A 14998-nucleotide genomic window follows, 5' to 3' on the forward strand; every position below is an offset into this window, starting at 1 on the left:
GCCGTAGTCTTGTTTGGATAGTGTGTCGCACCGTTATGATGAGGATCCGATGAAATTCACAAAAACCACCCGCTCGGAACGTAGAGAGCAGGGAAAGCTCCTGCGCGATACCTGCAGTAGGGTCGATCATGGGAAATGGAAGGCTAGAACAGCGAAACATGATGTGATTCACCTTCTTGAGGAGTCCAACCACGACCGAATCAAGGCGCTCATTCCTGTACGGTATGGGCGAATGGCTGAATCGCCACTTCATTTCTTTCGAGGAACTGCGATCATCCAAGCTCGCGACCTCTTTGATGCCCCAACCCCCGGCATCATTACTCAGGCCTGCGGCGACTGTCACCTCAGCAACTTCGGCGGTTTCGCCACTCCGGAACGCTCCCTTGCGTTCGATATCAATGACTTCGACGAAACGTTCCCTGCACCGTGGGAATGGGACGTAAAGAGACTGGTGGCAAGCCTGGTTGTTGCGGCACGCTACCTAGATTTTGGGGATGCAACCGGACAGGAAGCGGTGCGCAAATGCGTGCGTGCGTACAGAGAACGAATTGACGAATACGCGAACAGTAAGGTCCTTGACACTTGGTATGCCCGCATTACGATCGAGGATATCCTCGCCACCGTGAAGGGCGACAAGGACATGACGACGCGTGTTGGCAAGAAAAGGGAGGAGGCGCGTTCCCGTACCTCTGAAAGCGTTTTTCCGAAACTCACGAAGATCATTGATGGAACGCCACAGATCATTGACGATCCGCCCCTTATCTACCACTTCCAAGACCAAATGGAGAACTTGGAGGAGATGAGAGAGAACATCATTAAGACCTATCGGGCCTCATTGGTCTCAGACCGTCGTGCATTGTTCGACAGATATCAACCCGTGGATTCCGTGATCAAAGTCGTTGGGGTCGGGAGTGTTGGTACGCGTTGTTTGGTCACGCTTCTGCTGGCTGATAATGATGATCCACTTTTCCTCCAGATCAAGGAAGCACGCCGCTCTGTCCTAGAAAAGCCACACGGGAAGAGCAAATACGCTCACCAAGGCGAGCGGATCGTGAATGGTCAGCGATTGATGCAGGCTGCCACAGATATCTTCATCGGATGGACCTCGGGTGGGAAGGGCAAGGACTATTATGTTCGCCAACTGCGCGACCAAAAGGTATCGGCAGAGCTGGAGACAATGAAGAAAAGGACCCTTGTAGCATATGCCGGACTCTGCGGCTGGGCCCTTGCTCGGGCGCATGCCAAGGGGGGAGATGCCGCAATGATCGCCGGGTATGTAGGGAAGAGTGAGCGCCTGGATGATGGGATGGTTACGTATTCCTTGGCCTATGCCGACCAGGTCGAGCGTGACTATGCCTCGTTCAAGAAGGCCATCAGAACCGGCCGTCTCCGGACGGATTCAAGCGCGAGCATCGGCCAGCAGTTCAATCTTTGAGAAAAAAGTGAGGATCTTTGTAACCCTACCCCTGCATCAGGGTTTTTCCTCCCAAAGCACGGAAAGGCAGTTGCTAAGGGAATAATGGGCGACGATTAAACGTGCAGAAGGTTCCGGAGGTCGTAGGCCTCCAACAAACAGGCCAAAAAGAATTCTTATCATTTTTCAGTGGAGTGTACTATGAAAAAGCAGAATGTTTGGACGGCACTTGCCGTTACGGCGTTTGCGGCTCTCTCCTTCGGTCTTACGGCCTGTAGTGAGAATGGTGTAACACCAGAAGATCCAATGGGCATGACAGCAACATCAACATCGTTCGACCTCAACGCCTCTCCGGCCGAGATCAATGATGCTACGATGGAAGTGATGATGTCCGAGCGTCCTGACCCGAACAAGGGCAAGCCAGTTCGTAATCCTTTCCTTGACATGCTTCGTCGTCTCAACCTTACGGAAGAGCAACAAGCAGCTGTCAAGGAGCTTCAAGCCGCCCACCATGATTGTGTTTCAGCAGCACTTGCGGAACTCCGCGCAGCTGAAAAAGAGATCATCTCCGCAGCACGTGCAGAAGCCGAAGCGATCAAAGCTCAAGTCAAAGAAGGAACTCTGACGCGCGAGGAAGCACGCACACAACTCCGTGCAATCAACCAACGTGTTCGTGAAGCCCTCAAGGCACTCCCTGGTCGCGAAGAAGCTCGTGCAGCAATGAAGAACTGCGATGAAGCCTTCATCGACGGTGTGAAGAAGATCCTCACAGAAGAGCAGCTTGTGAAGCTTGAGCGTCTACTTGCATCCCGCAAGGGTGGCGGCACTCCTCCTCCTCCTCCCCCTCCTCCGGGCGGCGGACGTGGTGATCGCGGTGACAGCACCGGTACAGGTACCGGCGGTGGTCGCGGCTGATCTCAAAAAGTCATAGGATCGACGATCAATGCCCGTCGTCACGTTTGTGGCGACGGGCATCGTCGTAGATTGCACTATGTTCTCGACGTTCCTGGCCAGTGTTGGCCGCATCACCATGGGTATCCTTGCCGAGATCGGGCAGATCGTTCTGCTTGTCCTCGGCATCATTCGATATATCCCACGCATCTTCAAAGACCGCGGACTCGTTCTTGAGCAGATGAAGATCGTGGGTTCCGATTCTCTGCCGCTGGTGATCCTGGTTGGGTCATTTACCGGAGCGATCGCCGCGCTCCAAGCAACGAACCTCTTTGCCAAGTTCAATCTCATCGGCATTGCGCGCCCGTTCATCGGGGGGTCCATCGCAACCGTGGTGTTCACAGAGCTCACTCCTGTTCTTACAGCACTTGTTATCGCAGGTCGAGTAGGGGGCGCTATCGCCGCACAGATCGGCACAATGAAGGTCTCTGAACAGATCGATGCTCTGGATATGATGGCCATTGATAAAGATCGCTATCTAGGCATGCCACGTGTAATGGCGGCAATTACGATGATGCCGGTCTTGGCCGTGTTCTCTAGTGCGGTTGCACTCTTTGGCGCCTTCGTGTTAACGAGTTTCTTGTTCGACTTCAGTGCCGCCACGTTCTTCGTTTCCGTGAAGAACTTCTTCAACATTGGAGAGGTTGTACGCGGACTCTTCAAGTCTCTCGTGTTCGGTGGGTTCACAGCGCTCATCGGCTGTCACGTTGGCTTCAGTACCGAGGGTGGTGCTGAAGGTGTTGGCAAGGCCACTGTACGTGCATTCACGATCTCCGCAGCCGGTATCCTCGTGATCGATGCACTGTTTGGCGTAGTGTTGTAATCACACAAGCCGTTCCATATGAGTGATGTTCACGGATATCGTGCCGGCCGAAGAACAGACACCGACCTTCTTCAGCGATTGAGTGCGAAGGAAGGGGCGACCCACACCAGTGATTCAGCGATCGTGTGGAGCGGTAGAGCCCCCTACAAACAGACCTTTCACGTATCGCTCACCGATGGTGTGCTGCGAATGTCGGTTGATGACCATGAACAGCGCAGACTATACTGGCGTCTTCTGAGTGACGAAGGGGGCATCGAGTTCGCATCAAGGATCGATCTGCTTGCTCGACGTACAGACACAGTGAACCTTGAGGCGTTGTCGTGTCAATGGTCACTGTTCACGAGTGTTAGCAAGGGAACTCTGTTCAACCAGATCCATCGTGTGCCATCGAATACGGTATTGAGGTTCGATGGGGAGTCCATCTCCTTTGATACGCACACTCCAACAGCACCGCCGGAAGACCCAACTTCGGTATTGTTTGATGTCCTGCGAAGTTCTGATCGTTCCAATGTTGTCCTCGGCCTCAGCGGCGGGTTCGATAGCCGAACACTGATGGCCGCACTTCATGGTGCCGGAGTTGCATTCAGTGTGCATACGTATGGCACTGTTCACATGCCGGATGTGCGGCGTGCTCGTGATATGGGGCGGCTCGACGGAGTTCCGACTCGAGTAAGTGAGCTCGATACCGAACAGTTGGATCTCGATTCTATTCTCACGTCGATCAAAGACACCGCGTGGCAAACAGAAGGTACCTATCCCGGCATCCACGCGCTGGTGTTTGACAATGCAGAAGAACGTCTAGGTCTGGATGCCGTTCTCGTGGATGGTGCATACGGTGCGTTGTTGAGAGGGGGCTTTGGCAACGGACTTCTGGCAGGTAGCTTTTCTGCACTGAGCAACAGGAGAGCGGTTGACGTTGCTGCGGCGATGCGCGTTCGCGATCTCGAGCTTTTGCGCGGAGACATCCGGCGTGATGCTGACACGTTGATCCATGACGCGCTGCATGCAGCGTTGAATGAAATGCCCGATCTGCGGCGAGACAATGCTCGGAATTGGATCGATGAGTTTTTCGTTCGTTGGTATACCCGCGGTTTCGCAGCTTCACCTCAGGCAGTGTATGATGCGCGACTTGATTCTCTGATGCCGTTCCTCGACGCATCCGTTGTGCGTTCGGTGTTTGCCCAACCATCACACTTCCGCAGCAACGGGAGGTGGTTCAGACACATGATCTCATCGAACCGTCCTGCACTTCGTTCACTTCCGATGGTTGGAAAGAAGTGTGACGTACCATGGATATGTGCCGGCAGGCCAATTCTCACAGCACTCTGGTCGAAGTTCGTACCCAACTATCCGGCTTCAACCGCAGGAACGATCGAGAGAGTCTTCTATCCAATGCTCCGTCCGGTGATCCTCGATCTTGTCCGATCTTCGCCGCACACGCTCGCAGACGTATGGGACGCCAACGCCATCGAGCGTTTAGCGATCAAAACAACGGAGGAAGATGGTTCTGATAGTGACAGAACCTCACTTCTGTTATGGCTGGGCTATAGAATGATGGCCGAGGACCTTGCTCGTTCTACGGCGTGACCAAGAGCAGAAGGTGCTGATGCACGGCCCCATTGCGTCGGATCTCAACAGAGTAGGTTCCAACCGTGACCTTTGTTTCGTTACCAAGAAGCCCCGTAACGAAGATCTCGTCTGATGGCTGAACGTCTGTAAGAACAGTCCGAAGTGTTGACGCCAGATCGGTGAACATCGCACGTGACAATGCGATGTTGAAGGTCTGCTCCTCAGGTCCGGTGGATGTGCCCCCTTGGTCGATCCTACGCTTGAAGGTCTCTCCTGCAGGTATCTCATTACGGCCATCGCGCCACACCTCGTCTGAGCAGTTGTTCTCATCGAACATCGGCCCGCACATATCATCGGCGAGCGCATCAACATTCAGTGGTGCACCGAATGCTCCAACGTTCCTCGAACGAACAGCAGCGAACGGTCTGCAGTTGTTGTTTGAAAAGTCGATGGTAAGGGGCTCCGGTTCCATGTAGGCAACGTGCGCCGTGGTGAAGGTGCCGAATCTGTTCAATCCACAACGTACGAGGAAGAGTCCACCGGCCGCATCGGCCGCTAGGTCTGCCATCGTCTCAACATCTGCATTGTAGAGACCAGCATCGACTCTACGCATGAATGGATTGGGATGGGTGTACGGTGCGTTCATGAATGCTTGTGGATCCGGCACATCAAAACGGTTTCGACCATACATCTCCATTTCGTACCGGGATTCGGATTGGCGAAGTGACGTGAGTGCAGCAACTGCTGTGTTGACAACGATGCCCTTCCAATAGTCCGAAAACTCGTTGTTGCGGAATGCCTGCATTTCAGAGTTCTCAATACGGAAGCAGATTCGAGCGTTGGCGAAGGTATTGTCGTTGTGATACGCGCGTTGAACATTGAAGACGGATACAGGATACTCAACAGAGAGGAATGTGTTTCTACAGATCCTCGGTTGATCGTCGCGAGTGATCACTCCATGATCCATCTCAGTAAATGTGGAGCTATTTACCGTTGTGAATGTTCCGCCAGTGGCCGTGACTCCTTCGTGCAGATGTGTGAAGGTACATCCCGTTACATCCGTTCGTATCATGCCTTGCGCCTGAATAGCGGAAGCGCGATACCTCTTCATCGATTCTCCGTAGGGGGCCTGATAGAATTCCACGGGCACCGATCCGGCACTATCAATGAAGCTTGAGTTGAGGATTGCTATGAAATGATAGGACTCCGGAGCATCGGCAGGTACCACTGTAGTTGACGCCTTTACCATGAACGGATCTGCAAGCCATTGCGGAGCGGAGTTGATCGAAGGCAGGTCTCTACGTACAGAGAAGGCGCATGAGCGGATCGGCAACGATGAGACGTTTGACAAACTGACGGATACATTCTTCATGTCTGCGTATTGAAGAGCAAAGCTGCTCAGGCGCCAGTTCGGTGTGTTGCCGACCATACGAATTCGTGTTCGCGAATTCAATGAGGCGTGATCGCGGGCATCAAAGACGCAGTTGTCAGCGATAGTTGTTGTGAGAACGATACGCTCCTTCGCCGTGGTTCCTCCAACAACATCGAAGTGACCGTTGATATCAATGACGGAATCACCAAATGCTACGTGAGCCCCCTCCATCACCTTGAACGTGCCGCCTGCCTCAACGATAAGATCATGAAGGAAGACAACAGCGGAGTCTTCGATAATGAACGACGAGCCAGCTCGTACGCGAACCTTTGCACCAATGTGTGTCTTGGCACCAGCGAGTACGCGCATGGAAGCGTTGTCCTTCACTTCGATCTCCTGTGCTCCAGTTCTCGTGATACGAGACGCGTGGTCGATGATGAGCTCGCTGCCATTTCGTACAGTGATGTTCTTGATGCCGGACATCCGAACATGTGATCCGGGACGAAGCCGACAAGATCCAGCCGAATCGTTCACGTCGATCGAGCCACGTTGCGTCAGTTGAACGTAGCCATAGATATCACCATCGTGTGTGAATCGCAGTGTTGGCTGTGCATCCATACCGTCCACAATGAGGTCGCTGATACGTAGCCGACCAATGAGATCGATATTCCGCAAAAGGCCTTCAGCCATGATAGTTGAATGATCATTTGTTGCTCGTACTTCGTGGATCTTCGTGGATCCCTCGCTCATGAGAAGCCCGTCGATGCATAACGTAGCTGAATCCGGAACCGAGATGATCACGTCCGTGGTTGTTGAGGTGATCCGGGTAACGCCGTGGTTGTTATGAGTCTGTCCCGGTAGACTTCTGCCACCGAATCGAAGGACTTCTACGACGCCGTCATTCCCGGCCGTTCCACCGCGTAGGTCTGTAAGGGGCCAGTCAATACTATCCTTGATCCGAGCACCCCAATGCATGAGTCGTATACCGTCCGCATTACGAACATCCGCTGAGAATTCCGGTGATGCGGAGGTTGTGTATTCATAGTCGCCCTTGCACGGGATGGAGTGCGTCACAGCTCTGTAGGCATTGATCTTCCCGAACCCCATGCGGCGTGACCAGGTGCGACGGAGAGTGTCGTTTGTCTGCGTTGCATATGCATACGTCGGGTCGAGATCAGAGATCTTGTCTGCTGTGAACGTGACGATGTCATACATCTTCCGTTGAACATCCAGTCCATTTGCTCCGGTAGCCGGCAGATCTGTTATCGTGTCCATCGCTACGCCCATATTGGCGTTCACTGAGAACATGAGCCCTACGATGCCGCTCACGATTCCCGTTGAGATCGACGTACCGGTTTGAAACGCATAGCCGCGTGGATCTGCATTTGAGCCTGTTGTTTCAAAGGTGGTCCAAACATTGCCTCCTGGTGCTACCACATCCATGTAGGCGTTTCGCTTTTCACCCTCTCGTATCTGCGTATTGGCAAGTGAGAATTTGAGGGCATCGGGTGAATAGACGAAACCCTTTGTGAACTGTTCAGACCCCTTCCATATCGGAGGCATCATATGAGGAGTACCCCAGGGTTGGCAATCCGAACCGAAGAGTTCACCATCAGAGATAGAACCAACGGCAAGGACCTTGGTGTCCCGCCCTGGCTGCTGATCCATCACGAGTGTTGCCGCCGGATCGAATGGCGCTATACCCCAATCGTTACCGGCTGCAGCCACGATCGCCACGCCGTTACGAAGCAGACGCCGATGCAGAATGCCATTGCCACCAACATAGCTGCAATTGAGGATGTCTAACCGCTTCATCCGACCATTCGTATCATTTGTGAAGTCTAGGTCGAAATCATCGAACATATCGAGGTCGTATGTCAGCGATACATCCTTTGTTCCGTCGATCGCATTTGGAGACGGTGTTGAGCATGGGTCGCCCAGGAAGGCTTCCGATGGTGGGTTCAACGGGAACAGCACTCCGGTACATTCCGGACATGTGCCGGCTGCAGATCCCTCTGGACCTTGACCCGGAGCGTTATGCGGGTCGTTGTTGGTTCTGCTCAGGATCGTACCAAGAACCGAGTATCCATGGCCGGTCTTAATCGGATACGTACTCTTGTCAACGCCATTACCAGTGTTCACGGGCAGATTTGTATAGGCACTCGTGGTTGTCGAGACAATTCGGCGAACGTTTCCCGTCCCATTAACAGTTCGCCGTTCTTCAAGATCTGTTGTAACAGGTGATGGTTTGCATGTATTGAAGTTGTCTGTGATGCCGATCACCACACCCGACGTACCGCGGCTGATATCCCATGCTATCGGAGCCTTGATGCTGAACCATCCCCAAGCTCGTGTTCGCGAGTTGTGTGCATGATGGTAGTACTGATCATCAATTCCTGTCGAGTAGAGATAGGCTGTTGAAAGACGCGGATCAAAGACTCCGTCATTCGGGACACCCGTAACGGCTGTCCAGTCATCATCGAAGTACGCGGAACCCACATTGGCGGCTCTCAGTGCCTCTTCAATGGCTACTACTTGCTCTACATCCGCAAATGTGACCACAAACTGCTGAGTATGCTCACGCGGATGGACTCGATGAAGTGCCTTTGAGATCTTTGCTTTGGAAAAGGGGCGAATGGCCTCTTTGATCCGTCCGAGGACACTCTGGTTGATTCCCTTAGTCTCATGCAGATTCTCACTGCAGATGAAGACACTATAAGCTGTGGAGTCCATCAGCGCCGGTTCCGTTTCCAATATGAATCGCCCCCGTGCATACCAGTTAGAGCGGATCTGACGCTCCGCCGGAGTGTTCTTCGTCCGCTCAATAAAGACCTCTCCTCTGAATACCAGAGGGTGATCTGGCCTCGAAACGATCTGAACTAGGTCAGTTCCTCGCTGAGCGTACACAACTGAGATCAGACTCAGGCTCGCCGTAACTACTAAGAAATACTTTAGCATAGTGCGTTATCCACAGTTCAGGATCAGACTGACATGGGGAATATACTTACGTATTTCTACTAAATGCTATTAAATCATTGACTATGACATATTTTCGCGTCCCTAAGACTGTTAGCACTTATACACGAAGAGTGCCAACGTGTTCGTCATGAGCACCTCAACAGAGTCTCACAATTCTTATCTCGATGGAGGAACTATGAATCTTACGCCATTGCACGACAGAGTGCTTGTAAAGGCTGCGGAAGCCGAAGAGGTGACCAAGGGCGGAATCATCATCCCTGATACGGCCAAAGAAAAGCCGATGCAAGGTGTGATCGTTGCCGTTGGAACAGGCAAGCAAACGGATGATGGTAAGGTTACGCCGCTTCAGGTGAAGGTTGGCGACAAGGTGCTTTACGGCAAATACGCCGGCACAGAGATCAGCGTAGAAGGCGATGACTTCCTCATCATGCGCGAAGCAGACATCTTCGCTGTCATCAAGTAAGACGAGCCCCCTTCCAACTCAATAATCATTTCGAAACCCAATCAGGACAGAACAACTATGGCAAGCAAGATCATAACGTTCGATGTTGATGCCCGTGCAGCGCTTAAGCGCGGCGTGGATCAACTCGCAGACGCAGTGAAGGTCACACTCGGACCAAAGGGTCGCAATGTGGTGATCGACAAGAAGTTCGGCGCCCCAACGATCACCAAGGACGGTGTTACGGTGGCTAAGGAGATCGAACTCGAAGATCCGATCGAGAACCTCGGTGCATCGATGGTTCGCGAAGTAGCTTCGAAGACGAGTGATATCGCGGGTGACGGCACCACAACAGCCACGGTCCTGGCACAAGCGATCGTAGCAGAAGGTCTGAAGAATGTCACTGCCGGTGCCAATCCTATGGATCTCAAGCGCGGAATCGACATGGCTGTGAAGGCCATCCACGAAGGACTTCGCGAACTCTCTCGTCCGGTTCCGGGCAAGAAGGAGATCGCTCAGGTCGGTACGATCTCTGCAAACAACGATTCAACGATCGGTAACCTTATCGCCGATGCAATGGAGAAGGTCGGCAAAGACGGTGTTATCACGGTAGAGGAAGCAAAGGGTACCGAAACATCGATGGATGTTGTTGAAGGTATGCAGTTCGACCGCGGATATCTCTCGCCGTACTTCGTAACGGACGCAGACACGATGGAATGTGTTCTTGAGAATCCATACATCCTCATCCACGACAAGAAGATCGGTGCCATTAAGGACCTTCTTCCGATCCTGGAAAAGACCGCTCAGTCGGGTCGCGCACTCCTCGTGATCTCCGAAGACATCGAAGGTGAAGCACTTGCAACACTCGTCGTAAACCGTCTTCGCGGCACGCTGAAGATCGCTGCCGTCAAGGCTCCGGGCTTCGGGGATCGTCGCAAGGCAATGCTCGAAGACATCGCTGTTCTTACGGGCGGTACGGTTGTCTCCGAAGAAAAGGGCTATAAGCTCGAGAGCACAACTCTTCAACAACTCGGTACAGCCAAGCGTGTTGCGATCGACAAGGACAATACAACACTTGTTGAAGGCGCCGGTAGCTCGGATGATATCAAGAAGCGTATCAACGAGATCAAGTCACAGATCGAAAAGACAACAAGTGATTATGATCGCGAAAAACTTCAAGAGCGTCTCGCAAAGCTCTCCGGTGGTGTTGCCGTTCTCAAGATCGGTGCAGCAACGGAAGTTGAGATGAAGGAGAAGAAGGCCCGTGTTGAAGATGCACTCCATGCAACGCGAGCAGCCGTCGAAGAAGGTATCGTCCCTGGTGGCGGTGTGGCATATCTGCGCTGCCTCGGCAAGCTTGACGGATTGGTGACCGAAAACCGTGATCAACTCACAGGTATCGCCATCATCCGTCGCGCCGTGGAAGAGCCGATCCGTCAGATCCTCAGCAATGCCGGCCTCGAAGGTTCGGTCATCGTTGCCAAGATCAAGGAAGGCACCGGATCGTTCGGTTTCAATGCCTATTCGGAAACGTATGAGGATCTCTTCGAAGCCGGCGTGATCGACCCTACAAAGGTGTCCCGCGTGGCTCTCGAAAATGCCGCTTCGGTAGCATCCCTCCTCATCACCACCGAAGCCACGATCGTTGAGCGTCCGGAAAAGAAGGAACCAGCCGGACACCAGCACGGTGGCGGCGGAATGGACATGTATTAAGAAATGACGTAGTGACGAAATGACATTATGACGTTATGACATTATGACGTCATCCCGAGCGTAGTCGAGGGAAATGTCAATCTCACGTCATCCCGAGCGTAGTCGAGAAGTAAAATGGGCCCGGTGTTCGCCAGAACATCGGGCTTTCTTTTTTTGGAATAGCGTGGTTTCTGCATCTTTGCAGCAACAATGTTGTACGTCGACGCCCACTCGCACAGCCGGTCCGCCAACAAGGACGTGACCACCCTGGTCAATATTCGTATTACGGCCTCTACCGAGGTCTTTGAAACGGATGGTATCTGCACAGTTGGTCTGCATCCATGGGATGCCCGTGACGATTGGCGGGATGCCGTAGACCTCATCGAAGAACTTGCTTCAGAAGAATTAGTCCTCGGTATCGGCGAGTGTGGACTCGATAGAGCGTGTGATTCGCCGTGGATCCATCAAGTGGATTCATTCGAATACATCGGAGACCTGGCTGAGCGGGTATCAAAGCCCCTTATCATCCATTGTGTGAAAGCTCACGACGAGCTTCTTCGCATCAACAAGTTCATCGATCCAACACAACAATGGGTCCTGCATGGATTTGTGAAGGGGGCAGACCTTGCCAGACAATGCCTTGATGCCGGAATGATCCTGTCCTTCGGCGCAGCAGTGTTGAATGAGTCCGCGTCACTTGTTGAAGCGGTGCGTCTATGCCCGGCCGACAAGTTTCTGCTCGAGACAGACGATGATGATGTGAAGATCGAAGATGTCTATTCTGCCGTGGCCGCGATGCGCGGTGTGCCCCTTGAGGACCTATGCGCGACCCTGCATCAGACTTTCGAAGCCGTCTTCAAGCAATGACGGATGCGGGATGGTCATCCCGCACACGACTCCTCCTTGGCGACGAAGCCGTTGACAACCTGGCCAACATGCACGTACTCGTTGTGGGTATGGGCGGCGTTGGGTCATATGCAGCTGAATTCATCGCACGCGCCGGTGTGGGACGCATGACGATCGTAGATGGAGATGTGGTAGACCCCTCCAACCGTAACCGACAACTTCCTGCACTTACATCAACCGAAGGCCAGTATAAGGTTGATGTTATGCGAGACCGACTCCGCTTGATCAATCCTGATCTACGGCTCATACCGCTTAGAGAATTCCTCACACCGGCAAAGATCGATCGCATCCTGTCCACCTCGTATGACTACGTGGTTGATGCCATTGACTCGCTCACGCCAAAGATCACGCTTCTTCATCGTGCACATGCTAAGGGTCTGAAGCTCGTGAGCTCCATGGGGGCAGGGGGCAAGATCGATCCTACCAAGGTCCGCGTTGCCGATATCTCAGAGACGCAGAAGTGTGGTTTAGCGCGCTTTGTTCGGAAGCGTCTTAAGCGGCACGGTATTAGTGACGGGATCACAGCCGTGTATTCACTCGAAGAGACCGACGAAGATTCCCTGATGTTCACCGACGGATTGAACTTCAAGAAGTCGGCATTCGGTACGGTTTCCTACCTTCCCGCCGCATTCGGTGGTGCCTGTGCGAGCGTGGTCATCCGAGATCTCTCCGGCAAGTTCCCATGAACCATGCCCATATCGTTGGTACCGGATTGGCCGGGTCACTCCTAGCCTGGGAGCTAAAGAAACTCGGCGTTGAAGTCACATCGGTCAACACCAATGATCCCGAGTCTTCCTCGCACGTGGCTGCAGGAATGATCACTCCGATAACCGGGCGAAGGCTCAAACCAACCTGGCGCGGGAATGAGCTTACGCAGATCGCCCGAACAACCTATGCAGAAATGGAGAAGACGTTCAGCGTATCCCTGTGGCGGGATTGGACGCTCAAACGAGTGTTTAAGGAAGAGATCATGCGAACATGGTTCCATGAACGTCAAGAACGGAATGAGTACGATCCAATCGTGGTGACCGACATCGAACCCGGTATTCATGACGGCATCAACTATCCCTATGGCGGCTTCCAACACGGCGATGTTGCAACGGTGGACATTCCCACGCTCATTCGTCATGTCGAGGGGAGCTTTTCCAAACACATTAACGATGCAGCAACGACGCATAGTCCTGATATCACGATTACGTGCACTGGCTACCGAACTCTTCATCACCCTTTGTGGTCGTGGCTTCCGATCGAGCCGTCGAAAGGTGAGATCTTGGATGTCTCGATTCCCGGACTCGAACTGGATCATATCCTCACAAACGGTACATGGATCCTTCCGGTAGGGGGCTCTGTGTTTCGTATCGGCGCCACGCACGATTGGGATGATCATGAGCCTCATCCAACCGGCGCCGGAAGGGACAAACTCCTTGCCGATGCTCAGCGGCTCATCCGCAATGAGATCATCGTGTTGGGACAGAGAGCTGCGATCCGTCCGTCCACAAAGTTCAAACGTCCGTTCGCCGGACGTCATCCACTAGATCAAAAACAAGCCGTATTCACAGGTCTCGGAACAAAAGGGGCTTTGCAAGGTCCATGGGCTGCACAACAACTTGCCAGGCATCTCGTTCTAGGGGAGCCCCTTGACCCAGAGATCGATATCAATCGTTGGTGGAAATCATGATGTATGAAAATGCTGTGACGTATGTACACCGGATCCTGCGTGATGTGATCCGTCCGGGCTCCGTTGTGATCGATGCCACCATGGGAAATGGGTGGGACACGGCCCTGATGGCTGTACTTGCCGGTGAAGGGGGGACGGTGTATGGGTTCGACATCCAGCCAATTGCCTTGGACGTCACAAAAACTCGCATCTCTGGCGTAGCCGCAGATGTCCGCCTCATCCTGTCTGGTCACGAGGAAATGTCCACCCACGTCGATCCGGAACACCATGGCAAGGTGCGTGCTGTTACCTTCAATCTTGGATACCTCCCGGGTGGAGACAAGGATATCACCACCCATGCCGACACTACGCGCAAGGCGATCGAGCAAGCTCGCGCCATGCTCGCACCGGATGGCGTGATCACCATCGTGTGTTATCGTCATGCCGAGGGCGAACGAGAACTCGACGTGGTGCGCGGACTCCTCGCAGCCCTCCCTCAGCACGCGAACACGTGCACAGAAACAACGTTTCTCAATCAGGCCGGGAATCCTCCGGTGGTATTCGTTGTTGTGGCACGAACATAAACCGACGAAAGCACCTCATGCTGAACACGCTTCTTTCAACGATCATTCTCCTCCTCACTATGAATACAACCCTGCACGAATTCTCGCTCAAGGATATCGATGGCACTCCAACGGATCTCTCGGCATATAAGGGCAAGGTAGTGCTCATCGTGAACGTTGCGTCGTTCTGTGGATACACAAAGCAATACACCTCGCTTGAGAAGCTCTATCGCACCTATTCGGACAAGGGGCTCGTCATCCTCGGGATCCCGTCCAATGACTTCGGCGAACAGGAGCCCGGCACGGAAGAGGAGATCAAGTCGTTCTGCTCTACCAAGTATGACGTCACGTTCCCGATGTTCTCGAAGATCGTAGTGAAGGGCGATGAAAAGGCGCCCCTTTACCAATGGCTCACGAGTGGCGACGGTGATGCCTCTCTCGTTGGCGAGGTCAGCTGGAACTTTGAGAGATTCCTTGTAGGCAAGGACGGCAAGCTCATTGGCAGGTTCGCTACGAAGATGGAACCGATGGCCCCAGAGCTGATCAGTGCTATCGAATCTGCCCTATCTCACTGAGAATTCAGATGCGTTAACTACGGTAGCTCCGTGTGCCCTATGTTCGCATGAACATTTT

General features: G+C 53.3%; 12 protein-coding genes. 11 read left to right on the forward strand and 1 reads right to left on the reverse strand.

Annotation, left to right across the window (positions count from 1 at the left end; translation table 11 throughout):
• Positions 1-49: 49 nt before the first annotated feature.
• The 4 genes from IPI29_13715 (at position 50) to IPI29_13730 (ending at position 4775) form a co-directional block, all read left to right on the forward strand.
• Positions 50-1435 (forward strand): DUF2252 domain-containing protein, encoded by a 1386-nt coding sequence (locus IPI29_13715; GenBank protein ID MBK7413606.1) that lies wholly within the window; start codon positions 50-52, stop codon positions 1433-1435.
• A gap of 180 nt (positions 1436-1615) precedes the next feature.
• Positions 1616-2329 (forward strand): hypothetical protein, encoded by a 714-nt coding sequence (locus IPI29_13720; GenBank protein ID MBK7413607.1) that lies wholly within the window; start codon positions 1616-1618, stop codon positions 2327-2329.
• Between the two features lie 217 nt (positions 2330-2546).
• The gene (locus tag IPI29_13725) at positions 2547-3188 is read left to right on the forward strand and encodes an ABC transporter permease (GenBank protein ID MBK7413608.1); all 642 of its coding nucleotides are present in this window, start codon (positions 2547-2549) and stop codon (positions 3186-3188) included.
• An 18-nt stretch (positions 3189-3206) separates the two neighbouring features.
• Positions 3207-4775, forward strand: coding sequence for a hypothetical protein (locus IPI29_13730; GenBank protein ID MBK7413609.1), 1569 nt, complete (start codon positions 3207-3209; stop codon positions 4773-4775).
• On the opposite strand, the gene IPI29_13735 is transcribed toward IPI29_13730, so the two are convergent.
• Entirely contained in the window at positions 4765-9087 is a 4323-nt protein-coding gene (locus IPI29_13735; GenBank protein MBK7413610.1) for a S8 family serine peptidase, read from the reverse strand. The genes IPI29_13730 and IPI29_13735 overlap by 11 nt on opposite strands.
• 196 nt (positions 9088-9283) lie before the next feature.
• Between IPI29_13735 and groES the strand changes: the two genes are divergently transcribed.
• The 7 genes from groES (at position 9284) to IPI29_13770 (ending at position 14940) form a co-directional block, all read left to right on the forward strand.
• Positions 9284-9571 carry a co-chaperone GroES gene (gene groES / locus IPI29_13740; protein ID MBK7413611.1) on the forward strand — a complete coding sequence of 96 codons (288 nt, stop codon included), beginning with the start codon at positions 9284-9286 and terminating at the stop codon, positions 9569-9571.
• A gap of 57 nt (positions 9572-9628) precedes the next feature.
• A complete protein-coding gene (groL, locus tag IPI29_13745; GenBank protein MBK7413612.1) occupies positions 9629-11260 on the forward strand; it encodes a chaperonin GroEL in 1632 nt (543 codons plus the stop codon).
• Positions 11261-11449: 189 nt separating this feature from the next.
• Positions 11450-12106: a TatD family hydrolase gene (locus IPI29_13750; GenBank protein MBK7413613.1), complete on the forward strand. Its 657-nt coding sequence runs from the start codon at positions 11450-11452 to the stop codon at positions 12104-12106.
• A complete protein-coding gene (locus IPI29_13755; protein MBK7413614.1) occupies positions 12103-12831 on the forward strand; it encodes a tRNA threonylcarbamoyladenosine dehydratase in 729 nt (242 codons plus the stop codon). Before IPI29_13750 ends, IPI29_13755 begins: the two co-directional genes overlap by 4 nt.
• Positions 12828-13823, forward strand: coding sequence for an FAD-binding oxidoreductase (locus IPI29_13760; GenBank protein ID MBK7413615.1), 996 nt, complete (start codon positions 12828-12830; stop codon positions 13821-13823). Before IPI29_13755 ends, IPI29_13760 begins: the two co-directional genes overlap by 4 nt.
• A complete protein-coding gene (locus IPI29_13765; protein MBK7413616.1) occupies positions 13820-14386 on the forward strand; it encodes a class I SAM-dependent methyltransferase in 567 nt (188 codons plus the stop codon). Before IPI29_13760 ends, IPI29_13765 begins: the two co-directional genes overlap by 4 nt.
• Positions 14387-14445: 59 nt before the next feature.
• Positions 14446-14940 carry a glutathione peroxidase gene (locus IPI29_13770; protein MBK7413617.1) on the forward strand — a complete coding sequence of 165 codons (495 nt, stop codon included), beginning with the start codon at positions 14446-14448 and terminating at the stop codon, positions 14938-14940.
• Positions 14941-14998 lie beyond the last annotated feature (58 nt).

The sequence above is a fragment of the Ignavibacteria bacterium genome (genome assembly GCA_016707005.1).
Classification (GTDB): Bacteria; Bacteroidota; Ignavibacteria; order Kapaibacteriales; family Kapaibacteriaceae; genus UBA10438.

Bases quoted from the DNA above. Each gene is read 5' to 3' on its own strand.
- IPI29_13715 (MBK7413606.1), top strand. From the start codon at position 50: ATGAAATTCACAAAAACCACCCGCTCGGAACGTAGAGAGCAGGGAAAG.
- IPI29_13720 (MBK7413607.1), top strand. From the start codon at position 1,616: ATGAAAAAGCAGAATGTTTGGACGGCACTTGCCGTTACGGCGTTTGCG.
- IPI29_13725 (MBK7413608.1), top strand. From the start codon at position 2,547: ATGAAGATCGTGGGTTCCGATTCTCTGCCGCTGGTGATCCTGGTTGGG.
- IPI29_13730 (MBK7413609.1), top strand. From the start codon at position 3,207: ATGAGTGATGTTCACGGATATCGTGCCGGCCGAAGAACAGACACCGAC.
- IPI29_13735 (MBK7413610.1), bottom strand. From the start codon at position 9,087: ATGCTAAAGTATTTCTTAGTAGTTACGGCGAGCCTGAGTCTGATCTCA.
- groES (MBK7413611.1), top strand. From the start codon at position 9,284: ATGAATCTTACGCCATTGCACGACAGAGTGCTTGTAAAGGCTGCGGAA.
- groL (MBK7413612.1), top strand. From the start codon at position 9,629: ATGGCAAGCAAGATCATAACGTTCGATGTTGATGCCCGTGCAGCGCTT.
- IPI29_13750 (MBK7413613.1), top strand. From the start codon at position 11,450: ATGTTGTACGTCGACGCCCACTCGCACAGCCGGTCCGCCAACAAGGAC.
- IPI29_13755 (MBK7413614.1), top strand. From the start codon at position 12,103: ATGACGGATGCGGGATGGTCATCCCGCACACGACTCCTCCTTGGCGAC.
- IPI29_13760 (MBK7413615.1), top strand. From the start codon at position 12,828: ATGAACCATGCCCATATCGTTGGTACCGGATTGGCCGGGTCACTCCTA.
- IPI29_13765 (MBK7413616.1), top strand. From the start codon at position 13,820: ATGATGTATGAAAATGCTGTGACGTATGTACACCGGATCCTGCGTGAT.
- IPI29_13770 (MBK7413617.1), top strand. From the start codon at position 14,446: ATGAATACAACCCTGCACGAATTCTCGCTCAAGGATATCGATGGCACT.